Below are 21,017 nucleotides of genomic sequence, written 5' to 3'. Positions count from 1 at the left end.
CGTTTCTTTCTCTAAACGCTCGCCATGAAGATAGCCAATCATCCCGACACCGTCCTGATTGTCGATTTCGGCAGCCAGTTCACGCAGCTCATCGCCAGGCGCATCCGCGAGGCCGGCGTGTTTTCCGAGATCGTGCCGTTCCAGTCGGCCGAAGCGGCGTTCAAGCGCATCAAGCCGAAGGCGGTGATCCTGTCCGGCGGCCCGGCCTCGACCGGCGACATCGGCAGCCCGCGCGCCCCGCAGATCGTCTTCGATGCCGGTGTGCCGGTGCTCGGCATCTGCTATGGCCAGATGGCCATGTGCGTGCAGATGGGCGGCGTCGCCGAAAGCTCCGACCATCGCGAATTCGGTCGCGCCTTCGTCGAGATCCAGAAGGACAGCCCGCTGTTCGAGGGCCTGTGGGCGCCCGGCCAGCGCCATCAGGTGTGGATGAGCCACGGCGACCGCGTCATCTCCTTGCCCAAGGGCTTCGAGGTGTTCGGAAAATCGGAAGGCTCGCCCTTCGCCATCTTCGGCAATATCGAGCGCAAGATGTACGGCATCATGTTCCACCCCGAAGTGGTGCACACGCCGGACGGCGCCCGGCTGCTCCAAAACTTCGTCCACAAGATCGCCGGCATCGAAGGCGACTGGACCATGCGCGCCTACCGCGAGCACGCGGTCGAGACGATCCGTAAGCAGGTCGGCAAGGGCAAGGTCATCTGCGCGCTTTCGGGCGGCGTCGATTCCTCGGTCGCAGCACTCCTGATCCACGAGGCGGTCGGCGATCAGCTTACCTGTATCCTCGTCGACCACGGGCTGATGCGCAAGGACGAGGCTGCTGGCGTGGTGGAGATGTTTCGCCAGCACTACAATCTGCCGCTCATCCTTGTCGACGCTTCGGACCGTTTTATCGGCGCGCTCGAAGGCGAGTCGGACCCGGAAAAGAAGCGCAAGACCATCGGCCGGCTGTTCATCGAGGTGTTCGAGGAAGAGGCCGAGAAACTCGGCGGCGCCGATTTCCTGGCGCAGGGCACGCTCTATCCCGATGTCATCGAAAGCGTCTCCTTCACCGGCGGCCCCTCGGTGACGATCAAGTCGCACCACAATGTCGGCGGCCTGCCCGAGCGCATGAACATGCAGCTCGTCGAGCCGCTGCGCGAACTGTTCAAGGACGAGGTGAGGGCGCTCGGCAAGGAGCTCGGCCTGCCCGAAAGCTTCATCGGCCGGCATCCGTTTCCAGGTCCCGGTCTCGCCATCCGCTGCCCGGGCGGCATCTCTCGCGAAAAGCTGGAGATACTGCGCGAGGCCGACGCCATCTATCTCGATGAGATCCGCAAGGCCGGCCTTTACGACGCCATCTGGCAGGCTTTCGTCGTGCTGCTGCCGGTGCAGACAGTCGGCGTGATGGGCGATGGCCGCACCTATGAATTCGTCTGCGCGCTGCGCGCCGTCACCTCGGTCGACGGCATGACCGCGGATTTCTACCACTACGACATGGCGTTCCTGGGCGCCGCCGCCACCCGCATCATCAACGAGGTGCGCGGCATCAACCGCGTCGTCTACGACGTGACCAGCAAGCCGCCCGGCACAATCGAGTGGGAGTGAGGGATAAAAACGGCGGCAATAGCGTAGTTTCGGCGGTGCTTTTCGCCTCCGCTTAATTGCCGCTCCCATCCGTCTTTCACTTCCATTGAATTCGCCTACTCCATTTCTTTCCTACAGGATCGATCTGCGCCCGCTTCAGGATGGTGTAAAGCCGCTTCCATCGGCGGGAGTGCTCTGGCGTAGAATAGCGTGCACAAAGGCGGGTCTGCTTCGAGCCCCGTTGTTGTCGTCGGTCAGGAGTGTGCACGGCGATCCCGAAACCGGCCGTTCCGCATGCGGCCTGAGAAGCGGTACACTCACGTTTTCAGCTTGGACTTTGCAGCCATTCCCGCTTGCACCGTTGCACGTCGGTTTGCGACAGAAGCCGACGTTCCCGCATTTACCCCCATTCTTCCCCTAAACGAGCAAGACCCGGCAAGCGTCGCCGCGATCTACTGCGCGTCAGTCGCGCGATATGGACAGCCCCGCTAAAAGTGGGGCGTAGGCGGCGAGTCTGCGGGATACGAACTCGGTGAAGAGCCGCACGCGCTTCGTCTTGCGTGTCTCCCCCTGAGTGAGAACCCAGATCGGTCCATACAGGTGTAGGTTGGTACCTGGCACCCTCTCCAATAAGGGATCGGCATCTCCGACGAAACACGGGAGCGTCGTGATGCCTATACCTTGCCGGACCGCCGCGATCTGCGCTTCGAAATCCATAGTCCGGAACGGAGTCCCAGTCGTGCGGAGTTCTCCCTGGCGGGTCCAGTCCGGTACTCCATGACCACTTATGGCGATCCACCTGGGATCCGGCCCGCCCGCCTGCCACTCGGCCAGTCGATCGCCGGACATGTAGAAGCCGCCGTACAGCTCCGGTCCCTTCAGACCGTGAAGATTGAGCGGCAAGGCTTCGCGGTCATAGACGACACGGATCGCCACGTCGGCCTCTCGGTTGGTCAGATTTGCCAGCTCGCCGGACGACAGGATTTCCATCTCGATGTCCGGATGCAGGCGTACGAAATCCGCGAAGTTCGGCATTAGCAGGTGTGCTGCGAGGGGCGCCGGCAGCGTCACCCGCAGAAGCCCGCGCACGCTTTGATCGCGCCCCAAGACGCGCGTTTCCAGCTGGTGCGACGACGCTTGCATCTGGTCCGCGAACTCGAGGACCTCCTCGCCCGCAGCTGTTAAGCGGTAGCCCGAAGGCAGCTTTTCGAACATCTGCGCCCCGAGGCGGTCCTCGAGCTGGGCGATGCGTCGCAGCACGGTCGCGTGGTTCACTCCGAGACGTTTGGCGGCGGCCCGCACTGAGCCTCCTTGCGCGGCGGCGAGAAAGTAGCGAACGTCATCCCAGTCGATCATGGTGCATTCCCGCGCCGCGCAGTGAGGCTTCCGAAGCTCACTCTAACATACAGAGTCGGATTTTGCGCGAACATCGCGGCGTCTGGTTATCGGTATGGATCGTTTTCGCACCACCGATGTGTGCGATTGCTCACTGCCTGGCTGACTTCGGCAGGGCCATGTTGAGCCTCTCGGAAAGACCTCCCGTACAGCCAAAGTCCCGAGATGGCGAAACGAAGGATACACGATATGACCAGATTGAATGGAAAGACCGCCGTCATCACCGGAGGCGCCACCGGCATCGGCCTCGCCGCTGCAAAGCGCTTCATCGAGGAGGGCGCTTTCGTCTTCATCTTCGGCCGTCGGCAGGATGCGCTCGACGCCGCCCTCGTCGAGCTCGGGTCCAATGCCCGCGCGGTGCAGGGCTCGGTCTCCGATGAGGCCGATCTCGACAAGCTTTACGCGGCGGTGAAGACCGAGCGTGGAACCCTCGACATCGTCTTTGCGAACGCCGGGGTAGGAAGCCAGCTTAAGCTCGGCGAGATCACCGCCGAGCACATCGACGAAACCTTCGACGTCAATGTGAAGGGTACGATCTTCACCATCCAGAAGGCGCTGCCGCTGATGGGCGAAGGCGGCTCGATCATCCTGACCGGATCGAGCGCAGGCACCACGGGCGCCCCGGCATTCACTGCCTACAGCGCGAGCAAGGCGGCAGTGCGCAACCTCGCGCGGACCTGGGCGGAGGATCTGAAGGGCACCGGCATCCGCGTAAACGTGCTGTCGCCCGGGGCGATAGCGACCGAACTCGCGACCGAAGCGTTGGGCGAGGAGGGCCTGAAGGCCTACGGCTCGATGACTGCATTCCAGCGCATGGGCAATCCGACGGAGCTCGGGGCGGCTGCTGCCTTCCTCGCCTCATCGGACAGCAGCTTCATGACCGCCAGCGAGGTAGCCGTTGACGGCGGCCTAGCGCAACTCTGACGCGCTACACTTGGACGGGTTCCGTTCGATACTCGGAGCCCGACCGGCGTGGGAAAATAAAGGAGAATAAATATGAGCTACGCAATTGTCGGCTTCGGCAATATCGGCAAGGCCCTAGCCAAGGCATTTGCCCGCAAGGGCATCGAAGTATCCGTCGCAACCACGCGCGACCCGGAAAGCTTTGCATCCGATGCGGCCGCGATCGGGCCTACGATCATTCCCAAAAAGCTGGCGGAAGCGGTCAAGGCAGACATCATCTTTTTGGCCGTGCGTTTCGAGTCGCACCCGGACGTCGCGAAGGCACTTCCCACCTGGCAGGGGAAGACCATCGTCGATGTGACCAATGCCTACGGCGTGCCCCCTGAGCAACTGGGCGGACAGCCTTCTTCCAAGTTCATTGCGCAGGCCTTCTCAGGTGCAGAACTGGTCAAGGGCTTCAACCATTTGATCGCCGCGGTCCTTGACCAGGATCCGGCCGTAAAGGGTGGCAGGAGAGTCATATTCCTCGCGAGCGATGATGAAGGCGCTGCAGTGCAGATTGGTACACTCGCGGAAAATCTCGGCTTCGCGCCGATCAAACTAGGCGGGCTTTCGGAAGGCGGACTGCTCGTGCAGGCGCGCGGGAACAGCTGGGGCCGGCTGATCTTCAAGGACCTGGTCAAGTTCGACTGATGAACATGACGTCCCCACCGGCAGGGACACGATGCACGCATCGGATCGTGCTCGATCCGATGCGTGCGGCCGAGGTGACGCCTGGAAGCAAAGGATGAAGTGCTCCGCCTCTCGTCAGCAGTATGATGGATACTCAGTTTTGACGGTCGAGCGCAGCAGAAGCCGATCCGGTCGACGGGTTCGCCAGAATGGCGCCCGTAATGATGCGAAAGAGATGATCGGCCCGCGGCGCGAATGAGGGTTGGTCGACCGCCCAGCCGAGAGCCGTCATCAGGGCGAACAGGTCATCCCCATTCATGTCGGGCCGCGCCGCGCCTTCGGCCTGTGCACGGAGCAGCAGTCGCGCGCTCGCCGAGTGCACCGCAGCGCATGAAGCATAAAGAGCGGAGTCCGGGTTCGTGTGGGCGGCGGCCATCATGGCGACGACGCCCCTATAGCTTTGGGCGAACACCAACCATTCCTGGAACCAGGAGATGAGCGCTTCGTCAGGTGAGTTCGACGTTTCGAGTTCATCTGCCCTCTTAGTCAGTGCGTCCAGATTCGTACACAGCAACGCTTCGAACAAGGCTTCTCGCGTCGGGAAATGACGCAGCAGCGTGGCCAACCCGACGTCGGCCCGGCGGGCGATATCGCGCATGGACGCATTGATACCGTGCTCGGTGACGACGTCACGCGCGACCGCGAGGATATGGTTGTAATTTTTTTTTGCGTCGGCTCGCATGAGATGCCTTGATAACCGGATCGGTGATCCGTATATGTGGATCGGTGATCCGATTGTTAAGCGGATCGGTGAACCACTAAATAGAGTGCGTCTGCACAAATGGCAACAAAGGCGCTGCCCGCCCCGCGAGGAAAATGAACATGAGCACCATCAGCATCATCGGCTCAGGCGGTATGGCCGCAGCGATCGGCGGCCTTGCCGCCAAAGCCGGACACAGCGTCGAGGTGATGAGTCGCGACGCCGCCAAGGCGCGGGCGCTGGCCGAGCAGGTTGGAGCCGGCGCGACGACCGGAACGTTTGGCGCCGCTCCGGTCGGGGACATCGTCATCTTGGCGGTGCCTTTTTCGGCCGTTCTCGACGTGGTGAAGCAGTACGGCGAGAAGCTGGCAGGCAAGCTCCTCGTCGACATCACCAACCCCATCAAATCCGACTTCAGGGTTTTCTTGACTCCTGAAGACAGTTTCGGCGCGCAGGAGATCGCCAAGGTTGCTCCTGCCAATGCCACTATCGTCAAGGCGTTCAACACCCAGAACGCCCAGGTCCTGGCTGTCGGTCCAATCGGGGGCCATCCATTGGACGTGTTCATCGCCGGGGACGACTCTCAGGCGAAGGCGCGCGTCTCGGCGTTCATCGACAGCCTCGGACTACGTCCGATGGATACCGGGCGGCTGATTATGGCGCGGACGTTAGAGCACGCCTGCATGCTGTGGCTGGGCCTCATGACCCACTCCATCAAACACACCAACTTCTCAATCCGCGTCAGCCTCCTCGGCTGAGCCCACGGCACCACGTCTCGCATCACATTACCCAAGGAGCAGCAGTATGCGCGTTTTAGTTACTGGCGGGACCGGCCATATCGGTTCGTATATCATCCCCGAGCTCATCGCGGCCGGACATGAGGTCATTGGCCTGGCCCGATCGGACACATCCGCGACTGCGGTGTCGGCGCTCGGCGCCAAGGCACGTCGCGGGGATATCACCGACCTCGACGGGCTCAAGGCCGCGGCGGCGGAGTCCGACGGCGTCATCCACGTCGCGCACCGGCAAGACCTGCTGCCCTCTGGCGGGATCGACGCCGTGGCCGCCGCGGAACTCCAGATCATGCTCGCCTACGGCGAGGCGCTGGCGGGGACCGGAAAGCCGCTCGTCGTCTCGGGGAGCATCGGCTCGCCGGGGTGGGAAAACCTGGGCCGGCCAGCCACCGAGGAAGATCCGGCTCTTCCCGGCGGCGATGCATACAAGGGCACCCTGCGGGTTCGTAACGCCGTGGAACTCGCCGTGATCGGCTTAGCGGGACGGGGCGTGCGGTCTTCGGTCGTCCGAATTCCTCCCATCGCGCACAGCACGACCGATGCCGGCTTCCTCCAGCTGCTGATCGGTCTCGCGAAGGAGAAGGGCGTTATCGGTTACCCCGGAGACGGCGCGAACCTCTGGCCGGCTGTGCATGCCCGCGACTTGGCCTCCCTGTTCCGCCTGGCGCTGGAGAAGGGGCCGGCTGGCAAATATTGGCACGGGATTGAGCGCGACGGCATCCGGTTCCGCGAGATCGCTGAGGCCATTGGCAGCCGTATGGGCGTACCCGCCGTGCCCATCCCTGCGGACGTACTGATGTTGCCTGGCTTCTTCGGCTTTCTCGCGAATTTGGTCACGCTGAACCTTCCGGCGTCCAACGCCATCACCCGCCAGACTCTCGGCTGGGATCCAGTTCAGCCGGGCCTGATCGAGGACCTCGACAACGGCCATTACTTCCCGGCGGGCCGTATCGCGATCCCGTAATTCGTCAAACCAATAAACGGGATCCCCCGTCTAGAGACCACCAGCAATAACCCCATCTCAATAGGAGACTGCACATGAGCATTATCAGCATCATTGGCTCTGGAACTATGGCCACGGCGATTGCCGGCCGTGTCGCCAAGGCTGGACACACTGTCGAGGTGGTCGGCCGCGACCCCGCCAAGGCGCGGGCGCTCGCCGACCAACTTGGAGCCGGAGCGACCACTGGGACATACGGAGCCGCCCCCGCGGGCGACATCGTCATCCTCGCCGTGCCGTACAGCGGTGCAGCGGCGGCGGTGGCCGACTTTGGGAAAGCGCTCGATGGCAAGGTGATCGTCGACATCGCCAACCCGGTTGCCCCCGACCTCTCGGGCCTCGTCACGCCCCACGGCAGTTCTGGCGCGCAGGAGACCGCAAAGGGCCTCCCCGCCGGCGCGCATGTTGTGAAGGCGTTCAACACGATCTTTGGTCACGTGCTTGCGAAGGGTGGACGCCTCGACGCTTTCATCGCAGCCGACGATGCGGAGGCGAAAGCGCGCGTCTCGACGTTCCTCGAAAGTCTCGGGCTGCGTCCGCTCGACGTGGGCGGCTTGCACATGGCCCAGACGCTGGAGGCGCTCGGTTTGATGATGATTGGCCTCGCCAAAAACGGCGCTGGCACCTGGGACTTCGCCATGAACGTCGATATCGGCTGAATCACCGACATCAGCCCTCACCGGCAGATCCGCAACACCACTGGAAGCAAGTCATCCGATGGCTGTCGTCACCCGATGAGTCGGGCGTACTGTCGGGTGCCATGTGGTTCGCATGGTCAATGCGGCTCGGAAACACATAGTCGGCAATAGCACCGCCCGACGTTCGAGCCATGCTAATAGGCTGAAGCGCACATCGGAGGTCAATTCGAATTAGACCGGTCGGCCGGTCTTCTGCTGCACTACAGCCAAGGAATCGATCATGATCACTCCCTTCCAGATTCCCTATGATGCGGACCAGGCCGCTGACCTTCGTAGCCGCCTCGCACGGACGCGTTGGGCCGACGCAGTAACTGACGACTGGACCATGGGAACCGAGCGCGGCGTCCTCAACCAGTTCATCGATTTCTGGCGTGACGGCTATGACTGGGCGCAGCGGCGAGACCGGCTTAACCAGCTTCCCCATTTCTGGACGACGGTCGACGGCCATGGCATACACTTTCTGCATTTTCGCAGCGGACAAAGTGGATCTATCCCGCTACTGCTGATGAACGGGTGGCCGTCCAGCTTCGTGGAGTTTCAGCGCATAGCGCCGCTGCTTACCCAGGGAACGCCGGCATTCGATGTCGTGATCCCCACCATGCCCGGCTTCGGCTACTCGGACAGGCCAATCCGGCCCTACGAGGCGGAGCCCAGTGACCTTTATCCGAAGCTAATGACGATGCTGGGCTATGGGCGGTTCGTCGTGGCCGGGACTGACATCGGCTCCGGCCTTGCCACCCGGATAGCCCTTCGGCATGCGGCGCGTTTGCTGGCTCTGCATGTCTCGGCGGTCGCGCTAAAGCCGATTCCAGAAGATGCGTCGCCCCTGTCGAAAGCCGAGATCGACTATGACGAGCGCCTCCAACTGTGGAGCCGGGAGGAAGGGGGCTATCAGGCGATCCAGAGCTCGAGGCCACAAACTCTCGCCTTTGGGCTTGCCGACAGTCCTGTTGGCCTCGCCTCGTGGATTGTCGAGAAATTTCGGGCCTGGACGGACTGCGATGGCGACATCCTCTCTGTCTGGCCACTCGAAGCCTTGACTGACACTCTGACGATCTACTGGATGACCAACACGATCGGGTCGTCTGTCCGCTACTATTACGACGCCGCCCGGCTGCGGCCGCCGCTGCGGGCAGATGACTTCGTGCATGTCCCCACCGCCGTCGCTATGTGGCCACATGATCTGACGCTCGCGCCGCGCGAGCGGGCCGAGCGGCTCTACAATGTGCGGAGCTACACCGTCTTTCCGCGTGGCGGGCATTTTCCGGCCTGGGAAACGCCGGAACTCTACGCCGACGATTTGCGAAAGATCGCGCTCGCCGCGATCTGAACGAACAAGCGTGTTCCGCTTCACTCACGAGCGGGCACGGCTCGTGGAGATTGCCCGCCAGCGGTGTGCCGAGCAGGCGCGGCTGGCCAAGCTCGAAGAACAGCGGGTGGAATATCTCGATCGCAAGCTCGCGCAGGCAGAGCCGCGTGATCGACTACGGACGTTTCTGACGACGCTTCCCGCTGACCCCGTCTCCGAGGAAGCGTCCGCCTTTCATGCTTTCATCGAATGGGCCCGACCGCGGCTGAAGAAGATGGACGCCCAACTGCAACTCGCGACGATTGCCGCTGAGGCGGCGGAAATGGAAGCCTTCGCACCAACTGACGATGCCAACGGTCTGCAACGATAAGCCATCGCATCCATGGGATGCGATGGCTTCAGTCTTAGTCCGATGACCTATCAGTCTGTTTGACCGGCCGGGCTTTGCGCTGATGGACATCCGGCCCGGGCGCGATCTTCGCTCGGCCCTCAAGACAGGTCTGGCGGCGCTGCTCCAGCCACGCTTCGACCTCCTCCAGGTCCCACACGATGCATCGCGGCGTGAGATTGAAGCGGCGAGGGAATTCCTCGCGTTTTTCCATTTCATAGATCGTGCTGTCGGCGAGCGGTACGATGAGCCGGAGCTCATTCCGTCGGATGTTTCGTGGTAGCCCGGTCAGCACGGTGGCGGGACCGGAATATCCCACCGGGTCTTTGTCGTCGTAATCCTGATACGGTATCGTCAGGATGCGAACGCGATCTGGCTTCTTGGTCATGTTTATCCTCCGTGGTTGAAGGATGTTTGATGCCGCTGCGGCTTTGCCTGGTCGCGTAGCTATCGTTGGTCGGGAACCTGACGGTACTTTTGGGTGTGCTCACGTTTCGAATGTCAGGCCTGGAAAGGCAGGCCGAGAGCCAATAGTAGTCGATAGATCGCTCGTGGGGGTTGGCCAAAATTCGCCAACTAAATCAGAACGGTAGGATCCTGACGGGTCCTAGGCCGGTAGTATTTGGACCGAAAAAATATTTTCTTGGGAAAATTCAATTAGTTAGCATAGGGCCGAACGATCGAGTGGGAGTGAAGTACCGTGGAGTAGATTGGAGTACTGTCGGATACATTCGGAAATTGTTGGTCCCCGATAGTGGGCGATAGTTCGCGGGCGATTCTGCAAGAACGAGCAGCAGTTTTGCAGATCGGCGATAGACCTTGCGATTGTGTGTCGAGATGTTCAAGGGGATCGATACACCGCGCCGTTCACGGCACATGCTTCGGATTGGGATTGGAGCGCCGATAAAAATCCTCGGACAATAGACCTCATGTTCCGGGGATTTGTATCAGGGTCTAAGCCCGGTCGAGACCAACGAGACGAGCACAAGGCCGCCGAGCACAGCGAAAAGGGCGCCATAGCTGAATACGCTCTCGTGCCCCCGTAGTTCCAGAGTGCTCCCGCAATGAGGCTGGCGACGAGCTGCATGACGCCGACCGTCGTGCTGTACCAGCCAATGCCGCTTGCCCGCAGATGCTGGCACAAAATCCGCGGCGAACGTTGAAGTCGGCAACCGCGGCATCAGGCCTTAAAGAAGGCCAGCAGGTCCGCCTTGATGATGTCTGCGTGGGGCGTGGGCTGCCGTGCGGCAGATCCTTGTAGACCTTCGGCGTGCCGTTCTTCAGCAGCTTGGCCGACGGCGGACCTAAGTCGGCGAGCGGAACAATTTGGCGTCCTGCTACGCGACGAAACGGACCACGCCGCCATCCACCCGTAAAGCCGCGCCGGTTGTCGCCGAAGCCTGCTCCGAGCATGCGTAGATGATCATGTTGGCTACCTCGTCGGTGGTCGCGAAGCGTTGGATGAGGGTGGTCGGACGCATCGCCTTCAGGAAGCCCTGCTCGGCTTCCTGAAGCGTGATCCCGTTTGCGTCAGCCTGCTTCGCCATGAAGTCGCCCAGGATCTCAGAGCGGGTGGGTCCCGGCAGGACGGCGTTGACGGTGACGCCCGTGCCCGCGACCGCCTCGGCAAGCCCGCGCGAGACCGCGAGTTGAGCTGTCTTAGTCATGCCGTAGTCAAGCATTTCCTTGGGGATGTTGACTGCGGACTCGCTACTTACAAACACGACGCGGCCCCAGCCTTTCGCCACCATCCGCGGCAGATAATGACGGGTCACGCGCACGCCACTCATTACATTCAACTGGAAGAGACCAAGCCAGTCCTCGTCCGGGATCTTCGCGATGTCCTCGACGCCACTGTAGCCCCGGATGTGAGCCGTGCCCACGTTGTTCACAAGGATATCGGCGTCCGGCGCCTGCGCGATCAAGGCTTCGGCACCCTCCGTTGTCGCAAGATCGGCGGCGATACCCGAGATGTCGCTTCCGGGAAAGGCCTGTCGCATCTGCCGTACCGCCTCGTCAATCCGGACGTATCCACGGCCGTTGATGACGACCGATGCGCCGGCACGGGCTAGTCCCTCCGCGGTAGCACGGCCGATGCCTGCCGTTGACCCCGTAACGATCGCCTTGCGGCCCTTCAGTTCGATATTCATGTTATTTCATCTCCAAATTATAGGTGAACAAAGGCGATCGATCCACTGATCCAGGCTGGAAGCGCAGATTGTCGCCCGTCGAGTACGGGCAACATCCGGACGAAGGCAGCGTTGGGAAGCGTGGATAGCGCCAGGACAGGGGCGTCAGCTCGCTTTCTTTGTTGCTTCAGCCTCCGCTGCGCGGGCGAGGCTTTCGACCCACTCCTGATGATAGCGGTAGAGCGCGCCGGGATGCTTGTGCCCGAGAAGGTCCAGAAACCAGGCTCCCTGTTGCGTCTCCTCGGTCAGGACATGGCAGCCATCGTTAGTCGGCGTGATAACCCAGCCGTGATATGCGCTCGAGCCGGTCTCATCGCCGTCGACTGTCGTCGCCCAAGCGAGCCGGCGCAAGGGCTCGAACTCGGTCACGACAAGGCTCATCGGGAATCCGACGGTGACTCGACTGTACGTGGTTCCGAGCGCCAGTTCCGCCTCACCTGTCAGGATCTTGACCTGGTCTTCGGCAGGAAAGTAGCTCAGCCAATTCTCGGCATCGACGAGCAGCTTCCAGACCACTTCAGGCGGCGCCTTAACGTCGATGTCGTTCAGCGCATAGATGGCCGACGTTCTGGGGTCATACCGCTCCGGCCAGATTACATGGTCGTACATGGTTCATTTGTCCTTTTTGAACAGGTCCTGGAAGATCAATGGCGCCCAGCTCTTGTCCCGCGCCTGCACTAGCTGACCGCCTTCCGCGATCTTGCCGAGGCTAACCGGCCCATACGCCGTCAGGCCCAGCCCAACCTTCGCGACTTTGTGGCGTTCAAATATTCGGTCGCGCGCTGCTCGAAGAAATTGGCGCGCGCGACCAGTTCTCGGCGCCGATCGCACGGTCGTAGATCGATTACTGCTCCTTCTTGAACAAATCCTGGAAGATGAGCTGGCCCCAAGTGCGGCCGCGTGCGTGCACCAGCGCGCCACCCTCGTTGAGCTTTCCCAGCTTGACGGGTGCGAACCCGAGTTGTTTGGCCAAGGTCGCCACGGGAGCGATCGCGTCCTCGTCGTCGCTCGACAGAAAGACGACCCTGTGGCCGCCCTCGACGATCGGATCGGCAGCCAAGGTGGCCGCAATCAGGTGATTGAAACCTTTCACGAATTTGGCGCCGGTGAACGCCTTCGCGACGAAGGCGGAGGATGGGAGACCGTCCAGTTCCTCGGGGGGAACTAACGCGTTCATCGCGTCGATGACTGTCTTGCCTTCCCAGCTCGGCAGGGCTTTCGCAACCTCGCGATGCTCCCCGAACGGGACCGCCAAGATGATTGTGTCGGCCTCAAGCGCATCCCGCAGCGACTTGGCGACGACCGTGGGTCCGATCGCCCGAGCTTGCGGCGCCAACGCCTCGGGCGGACGGCGGCTCGCGACGGTCACCTTGATGTTTTTACGGGCAAAGGCGTGGGCGAGGGCCTGGCCTACCTTACCGAATCCTACAATTGCGTAGCTCATAATACTTCTCCGATCCGTGTTGGTATTGATTCCCCGGCCTTCAACGGCGCTGGGTTATCCGTTCTGCTGTGTGGCGACCTTTGCGTAGACGTCTCGCCGTGAACCATGGACACGCTAGTTCCCGCCGATCAGCCGCTTCCCGCGATCCGGCGCGATTTCAGATGGCCGAGAAGCCGCCGTCGACAGACAACTCCACCCCATTCACAAAGCTCGAATCGTCTGAAGCAAGAAACAGCGCGGCCGCGGCAACTTCCTCAGGACGCCCCATCTTTCCCCGCGGGATCAGGGATTCGAACATCTGCTTCGCCTCCTCGGTGAGAACTTGGTCCTGCATCGGTGTGGCGATCGGCCCCGGGTGCAGCACGTTCACCCGGATATTCCTGCCCTTGAGCTCGTTGAGCCACCCGCGTGCGAATGCGTGCAGCGCCGCCTTGCTCGCCGCATACACGCTGTAACCAGGAAAACCTTTGATCGAAGCAACTGACCCGGTCATGAAGATCGATCCGCCATCGTTGAACAGCGGCAACAACTTCTGAACCGTAAACAGCGTGCCACGCGAATTCAGCCCGAAGGTCGCATCGAAATGCTGCTCGGTAATCTCGCCCAGTGGGACGGCTTCGCCCGTGCCGGCGCTCGCGTACAGGATGTCGATCTTGCCCTTTTCCCGCTTGACTGTATCGAACAGGCGGTCGAGGTCGTCGAGATTGGCAGCGTCGCCGCGCACGCCGGTCACGTTCCGGCCGATCAGCTTGACGGCCTCGTCCAGCGCCTCCTGTCTCCGGCCCGTGATGAAAACATAGGCGCCTTCTTCGACGAACCGCTTGGCGCTCGCCAGCGCCATGCCGCTCGATCCACCCGTGATGACTGCAACCTTACCCTCGAGCTTTCCCATGACTTCTCCTGTCGTGGTGTCGGGACAGCATCTGCCTCCGAGACCCTCGAAATGGGTCCGCCGGCGTCAGTTGTTGAGTGCGGAAGCGCGCACATCGGTGGTGCAAAATCGATCCGGCTGGACGACCGACGCCAGCCGCGACGATCGGTGTCCGCTTTTCGCAATTGGGCCGCGCTCGTCGACATAGGCTATGATGACCGCCTGTATTGCTGTTCGATGTGTTAGATACAGACTTTGGAAGGCGCACCGCGCGGTGCCGGATTGCACCATGATCGACTGGGATGACATTCGCTACTTTCTTGCCGTCGCGCGCGGAGGCTCAGTGCGGGCTGCCGCCGAGCGCCTCGGGGTGAATCACTCGACCGTGCTGCGACGCATCGCTCAGCTCGAGGAACGCCTCGGGGCGCAGATGTTCGAAAAGCTGCCTTCGGGCTACCGCCTGACGGCTGCGGGCGAGGAGGTCCTCGAGCTCGCGAACCAGATGGAAGCGTCGTCGCACCAGTTGGAGACGCGCGTCTTCGGTCGCGACCAGAGCGTGCGCGGGCTTCTGCGGGTGACGTTGGCTCCGACCCTTGCGACACACCTGCTCATGCCGGACTTCGCCGATTTCGCGCGTCTGCATCCGGACATCGAGATGGAAATCCTGTCGTCCGGCGAGCTGGCAAATCTGACCAACCGAGAGGCCGATGTCGCGATCCGCGTCGTTTACGACCGCAAAACCCTGCCGCTCAATCTTCACGGCCTGAAGGGACCGGAGGTGTTCGGCGGCGTCTACATGTCCCGGGATAGACTAGCCGCATGGCGTGCGGGCGCGCTTGATCCCATCCGGTGGATCGTCATAAGCATGCATGGAATTCCGGATTGGGCCAGCGAGGGTGAGGTTCGCACCACGGAGGTTCCGTTCAGGACTACGGGCGCCGACGCGCAGATCGTTGCTGTACGGCAGGGCCTCGGGATCACGACACTGCCGTGCTTCGTCGGAGATGCCGACCCCCTGCTGGTGAGGGTGCCGGGCACAGACCTGCACATGTACGGAACGCTCTGGCTTCTCACACAGGGGGAAACACGCAAGACGAAGCGCGTGCGGCTCTTCACGGAGTTCGTATCCCGCAGGCTCGCCGCGTACGCTCCGCTTCTCACGGGACTGTCCATATCGCGCGACTGACGCCCGGCAGGTCGCCGGCGACGCTTGCCGTAGTCCGGTCGGAAGCCGAGCTGCGATCGCTTGAAGCGGCGTCGTTCAATCCGCGAATGGTGCGCCGTATCGCAACCGGCGCGAGGGCCACACTACCGACGGACGACGGACTTCATCATCGCTGACGGTTTTTTTGCCAGGCTGGAGACGCCGCTTTTGCGGAGGACTCCGAGGAGAATAGACCAACCGATATCGATAGTTTGTGAAACCGAGCGGATCGCCGAAATTCTCCTTTGAATTCAAGAGCGAGAATTTCTGGCGGATCCGGGATACGGTTCTTCATCGTCAGCGGAAAGATTTTCCTCGATGGATCAATGCGTTCTGATGCTTCAGAACAATCGAGTGGAGTAGGGGGAATCGGCGGCGATAGTGTAGGTTCGGCGGACTTTAAGCTCCGTTCCGTCCGCATCTCGGCTGTTCTTAGCGTTCTTGTATTTCTGGAGCTGCTGAAAGCTGATGCCGATGGATCGAGCAAGCTGCGCTCCAGGGTCGGCACTGCCAAGCGGCAAATCAGGCCGGGAGCCGCCACATTCGTACACGACCTGTACCACGCAATTCCGTTTCCGCGAGTGGGTCGCAAGCAAAATCCGGTCCAAGCAGTTTGTGAGTTGCATCCGAAATACGGATTTCATCGGGCTCCGCGGACGTTTGAATACGTGCTGCGAGATTAACGGTCTCGCCCCACAGGTCGTAGGCAAACCGCCTTTTGCCTATGACGCCCGCGACGATTGGTCCTGAGTGAATTCCAATTCTGAGTCTTAGCGGTTCTCCTGCGAAGCGCTCGAGCTTAACCGCCTTCCGCAGTTCAAGTGCATAGTGCGCAAGGGCTTCCGCATGATCGGATCGCGCGACGGGGAGGCCAGCGACCACCATCACACAATCGCCAATTGTCTTGATCTTTTCGCAGCCGTATCGTTCCGAGAGCAGATCCGCCGCCTTGAAGAAGTAATTTAAAATAGCGAGCGTTGTCTCGGCTCCGACGCTCCGCGCTCTTTCCGTAAAGCCGACGATGTCGGCAAAAAGCACACTCACCTCAGCGTGGTTGTCTGCAATTTGTTCGTCCGCTTTTAACCGCTCCGCGATCGACGCTGGAAGAATGTTGAGGAGTAGGCTTTCGGCGCGCTGGTATTCACGCGACAATCCCTCTTGGCTCTGCCTCAACGCCTCGTTCGTCAATTGTAATTTTTCGTTGAGTTGACGCTCCCTCTCTTGCAGGAGTGTCATTTCATAAGCCTTCTGTTGAAGCCGCTGCCTATTGTCGCGTTCGGCAGTGGCGTCAAGAAAAAGCAGCCACACGCAGGCATTGTCAGCAAAAAGATGAAGGTCCGCGACACGCCCGCTGGGCAGTTCGACCATGGCCATATGATATGGCAGCTCCGGGCAAGGCAGTAAACCCTCCATGAATTCGAGCTGCTCGGCAACAGGCCTACCAATGCGAAGTGATGAGAGTCCGTAATGTTCAACACTACCGCCCTTCGCAGCGATGCAAAGCTGGGCGTCAATTTTCAGATATGCGACAGAGTGCTCGTTGTAGAAGAAATCGTAAATCCAGTTTCTGACTTCTCTTGGCAATCCATGCATGGTTTATTTGGTGACCATCGAAGCAAGCTGACGAAATGCATCATCAACATGTTCACCCGAAAGCGCGCTTGTTAGATAGATTTGCCATCCAAGTTGCCTCAGTTCGTTAATCTCACTATCCGTTATTGCCCACCGATCGGCCAGATCGGATTTGTTGAACAGCAATACAAACGGCATAGCGCCGAATTCGGCCTCGGCCCGCTCGCGCAGCGTGAGCGCCACGGCAAGTGTAGCGGCGCGGGTTCCATCGACGACAAGCACGAGCCCGCTCGCACCTCGCACATAGCTGACGCGAAATGAGCCGATATCGTCTTCGCCGGCCAAATCCCACAAAATCAGATCCACGGTTTTGTCTGGGAATGCGACGCTCTTCTTGTCGATTTTCACTCCCACCGTGGTCAAGTAGGTTTCTGAAAAGATGCTTTGCACAAACCTGCGAACCAGACTCGTCTTTCCGACAGCGAACCCGCCCAACATGCAGATCTTCTTTTGCAATATCCTGGGCTCCGCCTAGTGGAAGTTTACCGTAACCGAAACTCTGCGATTGGCGGAGCTCCCGGTTCGGCTATTCTCAGTCTCCGCCGGCTCAAAGGTGCCCGCGCCGCGAACCAAAAGCGATTCCGGAGCGACGCCGCGCTTCTTGAGAAGCGCACGAACTGTCTCGGCGCGGGCGGCGCTGATTGACGCGTTGGTCGTCTCACGGCCCACGGCGTCCGAATGGCCAGTCAACATGAACTGTGCTGTTACGCCCGCCTTGCGGGCGTCCTTGGCCAATTCCTTCAACTGATTCGCCAATTTGTCGAGAACTGGCAGTTGCTCTGGTCCCGGTACAGCCTTGCCAGAATCGAAGAAAATGTCGACCGCTTGGATAGCCTCCCTCAAACGAGTGAGTTCCTTTCCTGAGGGGTCAACTCGCGCAGCTCGGAAATTTCTAGAGAGAGTCCGTCCGCGGCCAGTTGTTGGGCGGCGACCCGCGCCCGATCTATCCAGGCGGCAGGAGCCTCACCCACGAGAACGATGCGATCCTTGATGATCGAAAATCGTACTGAATCCGGCGGGGCCAGCGATGCCATCAGCCGCTTCACCACGAACTTCGGATCAAGGCTCTGATAGAATTGCCACTGCGAATGAACGCGAGCCGGATCAACCCCTGTTCCGGACAGCAGAGCCTGCGGATCGGCGGCCTGCGGGTCTCTCAGGCCGGAAATGTAGAAATGTCCGCCCCTCGCCGTTTGTTGGGCGACGATGATCCCCGCTTGGGCCTCAAGTCGCGACACATAATGCTGCCAGTGCTCCGCCGCGCGTGCTTCGGGGCTCACATCACGAACCTTGGAGATGTCGAATTCCGGTCCGCCTGCCGAAAGCTGCCGGGCCGCTGCGCGTGCCCGATCTATCCAGGTGTCGGGAGCCTCACCCTCGGCAATGATGCGATCATTGACGATCGAAAGTCGAACTGATTTCGGTGGGGTCAGCGACTCCGTTAGCCGCTTCAGCACGAACTCCGGCTCAAGGCTCTGATAGAATTGCCACTGCGAATGAACGCGAGCGGGATCGACCTGCGTTCCGGACAACAGCGACTGCGGGTCGGCGGCAAGCGGGTCTCTCAGGCCGGCAATATAGAATTGGCCATCGCGCATTTTTTGTTCGGCAACGATGATGCCCGGCTGGGTACTCAGCCGCGACACATAGGCCTGCCAGCGCTCCGCCGCGCGTGCTTCGGGGCTCACATCACGAACCTTGGAGATGTCGAATACCGGTCCGCCTGCCGAAAGCTGTCGGGCCGCTGCGCGTGCCCGATCTATCCAGGTGTCGGGAGCCTCACCCTCGGCAATGATGCGATCATTGACGATCGAAAGTCGTACTGAATCCAGCGGAGCCAGCGACGCCGTCAGCCGCTTCAGCACGAACTCCGGCTCAAGGCTCTGATAGAATTGCCAGTGTGAATGAACGCGGGCGGGATCGACCTGCGTTCCGGACAACAGTGACTGCGGGTCGGCGGCAAGCGGGTCTCTCAGGCCGGCAATATAGAATTGGCCATCGCGCATTTTTTGTTCGGCAACGATGATGCCCGGCTGGGTACTCAGCCGCGACACATAGGCCTGCCAGCGCTGCCCGGATTGCCAGGAAAGAAAGAACCAACCGCCTGCCGGAATCAAAACCAGCAGGACTGCAGCCACCACCAGCCACGGAAATCCCTGGTTTGAGTCCTCCTGCTTCAGTTCAACGCAGGTCTGCAACTGCGTCTCTACGCCGGCCAGCTGCGAACTGTCGCCGTCAAACTGCTCTAAAGCCTGTGAGCATTCATCATGGATGCGAAGCAACACATCGCGAATTATTTCATGTAATTCCTCTGGCGGATTTCCCCGGATCACCGCAACCAACGTCGCAAACGGTCCAACTTCTGACCAGAGACGAAGCTCCCCAAAACGGATAGTGTCCAGGCCGCTCTGTTCTTTCTCGTTAAATGAATCTTTCACAAAATCTTGAATTGCACTAAGCATCGAAGAAATGAGTTGAGGATCTTCGCTAGTTGCATTATCGGCAGTTACATGCGCTATCAAAAGCCCGGAATTGCGGTTAATGAGAAAGACATGTTCTACACGGTAGACAAGTGAATGCTTAAGAACGACTTCTGAGAAGCTTGCACCAGTTCTCCAAGCTTCAAATCTCCACTTGAGCCCATGCCAGGTAAATATATGTCTTAAAGTTTCATTCAGCGACTGAAAGGTCTGATCGATCTTTTCCCCGATCGACTTGCGAATTGCCGGCAGAAACACCGGGTATAATATATCCGTAAGCGTGCGCGGGCTCTTCTGGATGGACCGTTGCACGGCCCTCTCGACAGCTGGCGCAAGGGCCTCGCCGAGTTGCGCATAAGGCGCGCGTGCGGCTGCACTGGGGAGAACACCCCCAACTGCAGACGCAAGCTGCTCAGGTTCGTCGAGCAGGTGCGTAACTCGTGAAAGCTCCGAAATTTCGCGGCCGACCAGCAACTGGCGCAGCGTTTCCATGCGAGGATCGGCGGTTGGAACTCCGTCGAAACGCGCACGATAGTCCGGATCAACGTTCCGGGCAATTTCGACCAAAAGACTAGCCAGAGCCTCGCGATCAATCTCTGTATCGTTCGAAGCCGCTTGAGGAAGGCTGATTGGGTCGACGGTCGACGTCAAGTTCCGATCAACTCACTTTCCAGCTACGTTCCGAGTTGCTCTTGCTGCCGACGGGATCCTGATTTAGACATTTTGCAACCTCGACAAACAGGCCAGCCAAAAGATTTCGGTCGGTCTTGACGTTGCTGAGATCGGAAAACATTTTCTCCATTACCATCTGAATGGTTTCATTCTTTTGCTTGATTTCCTCACGCAGCAATTGATCGCTTCGATTTATCCGGTCCGCAACTTCGCGCTCAAGCTCGCTCAATTGATCCGACAACGCGCGCACCTGCTTTTCAAGCGCCTGATTTTGCTCGCGAAGATTCCGGTCAATCTCCTTGTCGGCTTCGGCTCGTGCATCTTTTTCGTTCCGCAATTGCCCCGCAAGCGATTCGACCTGCTTTTTTGCATTTGACTCGTACATTTCAAGATTGCGCTTGGCCTCGGATTCGACATCCTTGAAGCGCTGCAAGAACCGTTCTTCAAGCTTGGAAAAACGGCGGTCATAGTCCTGCATCTGGTTGCCGAACAGCAGATCACGTATCTTGTCGACACCTACAGCGTCGCCGGGGCCTCCGCTCTCGCGAGCCTGGGCCGCCATGAAGGCCAGCCCGTTTCCGTCTGCATTACCTATCAGATTTACGTCCGCTTTATTTGCTGGAGAAGCGCTATTCGAAGATTCCTTGGCCATCCTTGTGCCCCTTCTTTTGAACAACTGCCACAGTGCGAAACTCAGAAACGGACAAGAATGTCAGCAAAATACCCGGCTCGCAAGCCGGAATCTTCTTGACCTAAGCCAATTCGTGCGTCCCTTTTACATCTCTTGGACTAGCAGCAAATAAACGAGCTCCGAATGGTGTAGATTTCGCATCTCTTGTTATAGATGCCATAATCAGCTAATCTAATCGACAATTGGATGAAATCTACTATCGAATTGAGCAATACAATATTAGGCTATATCTACTGGAGCGCAATTAAGTAGCGCTGACTCATTAGAAATATCTAAATTAGATGATATGGCGGTACACATACTGCCTCGCATCCGGCTGTATACTGCGACGATCGGCTTCCGATGCGGG

General features: G+C 60.0%; 21 protein-coding genes. 9 read left to right on the top strand and 12 right to left on the bottom strand.

The genetic code is table 11. The features are described from left to right. Positions 1-24 precede the first annotated feature (24 nt). On the top strand, positions 25-1,587 hold the full coding sequence (gene guaA, locus EJ075_RS05130; protein WP_095483591.1) for a glutamine-hydrolyzing GMP synthase: 1,563 nt from the start codon (positions 25-27) through the stop codon (positions 1,585-1,587). Positions 1,588-2,028: 441 nt separating this feature from the next. Here the strand turns inward: guaA and EJ075_RS05125 are convergent, their stop codons facing one another. Next, complete coding sequence (locus EJ075_RS05125; protein ID WP_095483592.1) at positions 2,029-2,922, bottom strand: LysR family transcriptional regulator; 894 nt, start codon at positions 2,920-2,922, stop codon at positions 2,029-2,031. 228 nt (positions 2,923-3,150) lie between these two features. On the opposite strand from EJ075_RS05125, the gene EJ075_RS05120 reads away from it, so the two are divergent. Beyond that, a complete protein-coding gene (locus EJ075_RS05120; protein WP_095483593.1) occupies positions 3,151-3,885 on the top strand; it encodes an SDR family oxidoreductase in 735 nt (244 codons plus the stop codon). Positions 3,886-3,957: 72 nt separating this feature from the next. Beyond that, positions 3,958-4,557, top strand: a complete 600-nt coding sequence (locus EJ075_RS05115) for an NADPH-dependent F420 reductase (RefSeq protein WP_126103610.1) — start codon at positions 3,958-3,960, stop codon at positions 4,555-4,557. 133 nt (positions 4,558-4,690) lie between these two features. Here EJ075_RS05115 and EJ075_RS05110 read toward each other — a convergent pair whose 3' ends face one another. Then, on the bottom strand, positions 4,691-5,278 hold the full coding sequence (locus tag EJ075_RS05110) for a TetR/AcrR family transcriptional regulator (RefSeq protein WP_126103609.1): 588 nt from the start codon (positions 5,276-5,278) through the stop codon (positions 4,691-4,693). 134 nt (positions 5,279-5,412) lie between these two features. On the opposite strand from EJ075_RS05110, the gene EJ075_RS05105 reads away from it, so the two are divergent. From EJ075_RS05105 to EJ075_RS05085, 5 genes are all read left to right on the top strand, one after another. After that, on the top strand, positions 5,413-6,054 hold the full coding sequence (locus EJ075_RS05105) for an NADPH-dependent F420 reductase (protein WP_348627362.1): 642 nt from the start codon (positions 5,413-5,415) through the stop codon (positions 6,052-6,054). 46 nt (positions 6,055-6,100) lie between these two features. Continuing rightward, entirely contained in the window at positions 6,101-7,054 is a 954-nt protein-coding gene (locus EJ075_RS05100) for an SDR family oxidoreductase (RefSeq protein ID WP_095483596.1), read from the top strand. Positions 7,055-7,128: 74 nt separating this feature from the next. After that, the gene (locus EJ075_RS05095) at positions 7,129-7,749 is read left to right on the top strand and encodes an NAD(P)-binding domain-containing protein (protein ID WP_027152442.1); all 621 of its coding nucleotides are present in this window, start codon (positions 7,129-7,131) and stop codon (positions 7,747-7,749) included. 259 nt (positions 7,750-8,008) lie between these two features. Further along, a complete protein-coding gene (locus EJ075_RS05090) occupies positions 8,009-9,118 on the top strand; it encodes an epoxide hydrolase family protein (RefSeq protein ID WP_126103607.1) in 1,110 nt (369 codons plus the stop codon). A gap of 10 nt (positions 9,119-9,128) precedes the next feature. Next, positions 9,129-9,467, top strand: coding sequence for a hypothetical protein (locus tag EJ075_RS05085; protein WP_095483598.1), 339 nt, complete (start codon positions 9,129-9,131; stop codon positions 9,465-9,467). A gap of 34 nt (positions 9,468-9,501) precedes the next feature. Here EJ075_RS05085 and EJ075_RS05080 read toward each other — a convergent pair whose 3' ends face one another. The 5 genes from EJ075_RS05080 to EJ075_RS05050 all read right to left on the bottom strand — a co-directional run bounded on the left by EJ075_RS05080 (position 9,502) and on the right by EJ075_RS05050 (position 14,010). Next, a complete protein-coding gene (locus EJ075_RS05080; protein WP_126103606.1) occupies positions 9,502-9,873 on the bottom strand; it encodes an AlpA family phage regulatory protein in 372 nt (123 codons plus the stop codon). Between the two features lie 949 nt (positions 9,874-10,822). Beyond that, complete coding sequence (locus tag EJ075_RS05070) at positions 10,823-11,635, bottom strand: SDR family NAD(P)-dependent oxidoreductase (protein WP_126103605.1); 813 nt, start codon at positions 11,633-11,635, stop codon at positions 10,823-10,825. A gap of 144 nt (positions 11,636-11,779) precedes the next feature. Continuing rightward, entirely contained in the window at positions 11,780-12,283 is a 504-nt protein-coding gene (locus tag EJ075_RS05065; protein ID WP_126103604.1) for an SRPBCC domain-containing protein, read from the bottom strand. A 235-nt stretch (positions 12,284-12,518) separates the two neighbouring features. Further along, positions 12,519-13,148 carry an NADPH-dependent F420 reductase gene (locus EJ075_RS05055; protein WP_281033470.1) on the bottom strand — a complete coding sequence of 210 codons (630 nt, stop codon included), beginning with the start codon at positions 13,146-13,148 and terminating at the stop codon, positions 12,519-12,521. A 127-nt stretch (positions 13,149-13,275) separates the two neighbouring features. Next, on the bottom strand, positions 13,276-14,010 hold the full coding sequence (locus EJ075_RS05050; protein WP_126103602.1) for an SDR family oxidoreductase: 735 nt from the start codon (positions 14,008-14,010) through the stop codon (positions 13,276-13,278). Positions 14,011-14,278: 268 nt separating this feature from the next. On the opposite strand from EJ075_RS05050, the gene EJ075_RS05045 reads away from it, so the two are divergent. After that, a complete protein-coding gene (locus EJ075_RS05045; RefSeq protein WP_126103601.1) occupies positions 14,279-15,175 on the top strand; it encodes a LysR family transcriptional regulator in 897 nt (298 codons plus the stop codon). 540 nt (positions 15,176-15,715) lie between these two features. On the opposite strand, the gene EJ075_RS05040 is transcribed toward EJ075_RS05045, so the two are convergent. Genes EJ075_RS05040 through EJ075_RS05025 form a run of 5 tightly spaced genes read right to left on the bottom strand, consistent with a single transcriptional unit; the run spans position 15,716 to position 20,629 of the window. After that, positions 15,716-16,786, bottom strand: coding sequence for an adenylate/guanylate cyclase domain-containing protein (locus tag EJ075_RS05040; protein ID WP_126103600.1), 1,071 nt, complete (start codon positions 16,784-16,786; stop codon positions 15,716-15,718). A gap of 3 nt (positions 16,787-16,789) precedes the next feature. Further along, positions 16,790-17,281: a Rab family GTPase gene (locus EJ075_RS05035; RefSeq protein WP_245458105.1), complete on the bottom strand. Its 492-nt coding sequence runs from the start codon at positions 17,279-17,281 to the stop codon at positions 16,790-16,792. 15 nt (positions 17,282-17,296) lie between these two features. Next, complete coding sequence (locus EJ075_RS33445) at positions 17,297-17,668, bottom strand: OmpA family protein (protein WP_245458104.1); 372 nt, start codon at positions 17,666-17,668, stop codon at positions 17,297-17,299. Then, the gene (locus EJ075_RS05030; protein ID WP_245458103.1) at positions 17,665-19,956 is read right to left on the bottom strand and encodes an OmpA family protein; all 2,292 of its coding nucleotides are present in this window, start codon (positions 19,954-19,956) and stop codon (positions 17,665-17,667) included. Before EJ075_RS05030 ends, EJ075_RS33445 begins: the two co-directional genes overlap by 4 nt. Before the next feature lie 7 nt (positions 19,957-19,963). Beyond that, on the bottom strand, positions 19,964-20,629 hold the full coding sequence (locus EJ075_RS05025) for a hypothetical protein (protein ID WP_095483607.1): 666 nt from the start codon (positions 20,627-20,629) through the stop codon (positions 19,964-19,966). Between the last annotated feature and the right edge of the window lie 388 nt (positions 20,630-21,017).

Source organism: Mesorhizobium sp. M6A.T.Cr.TU.016.01.1.1, from assembly GCF_003952585.1.
GTDB lineage: Bacteria > Pseudomonadota > Alphaproteobacteria > Rhizobiales > Rhizobiaceae > Mesorhizobium > Mesorhizobium mediterraneum.
The sequence above is the reverse complement of the archived record's forward strand: the minus strand, read 5'-3'. Positions and strand labels throughout refer to the sequence as shown.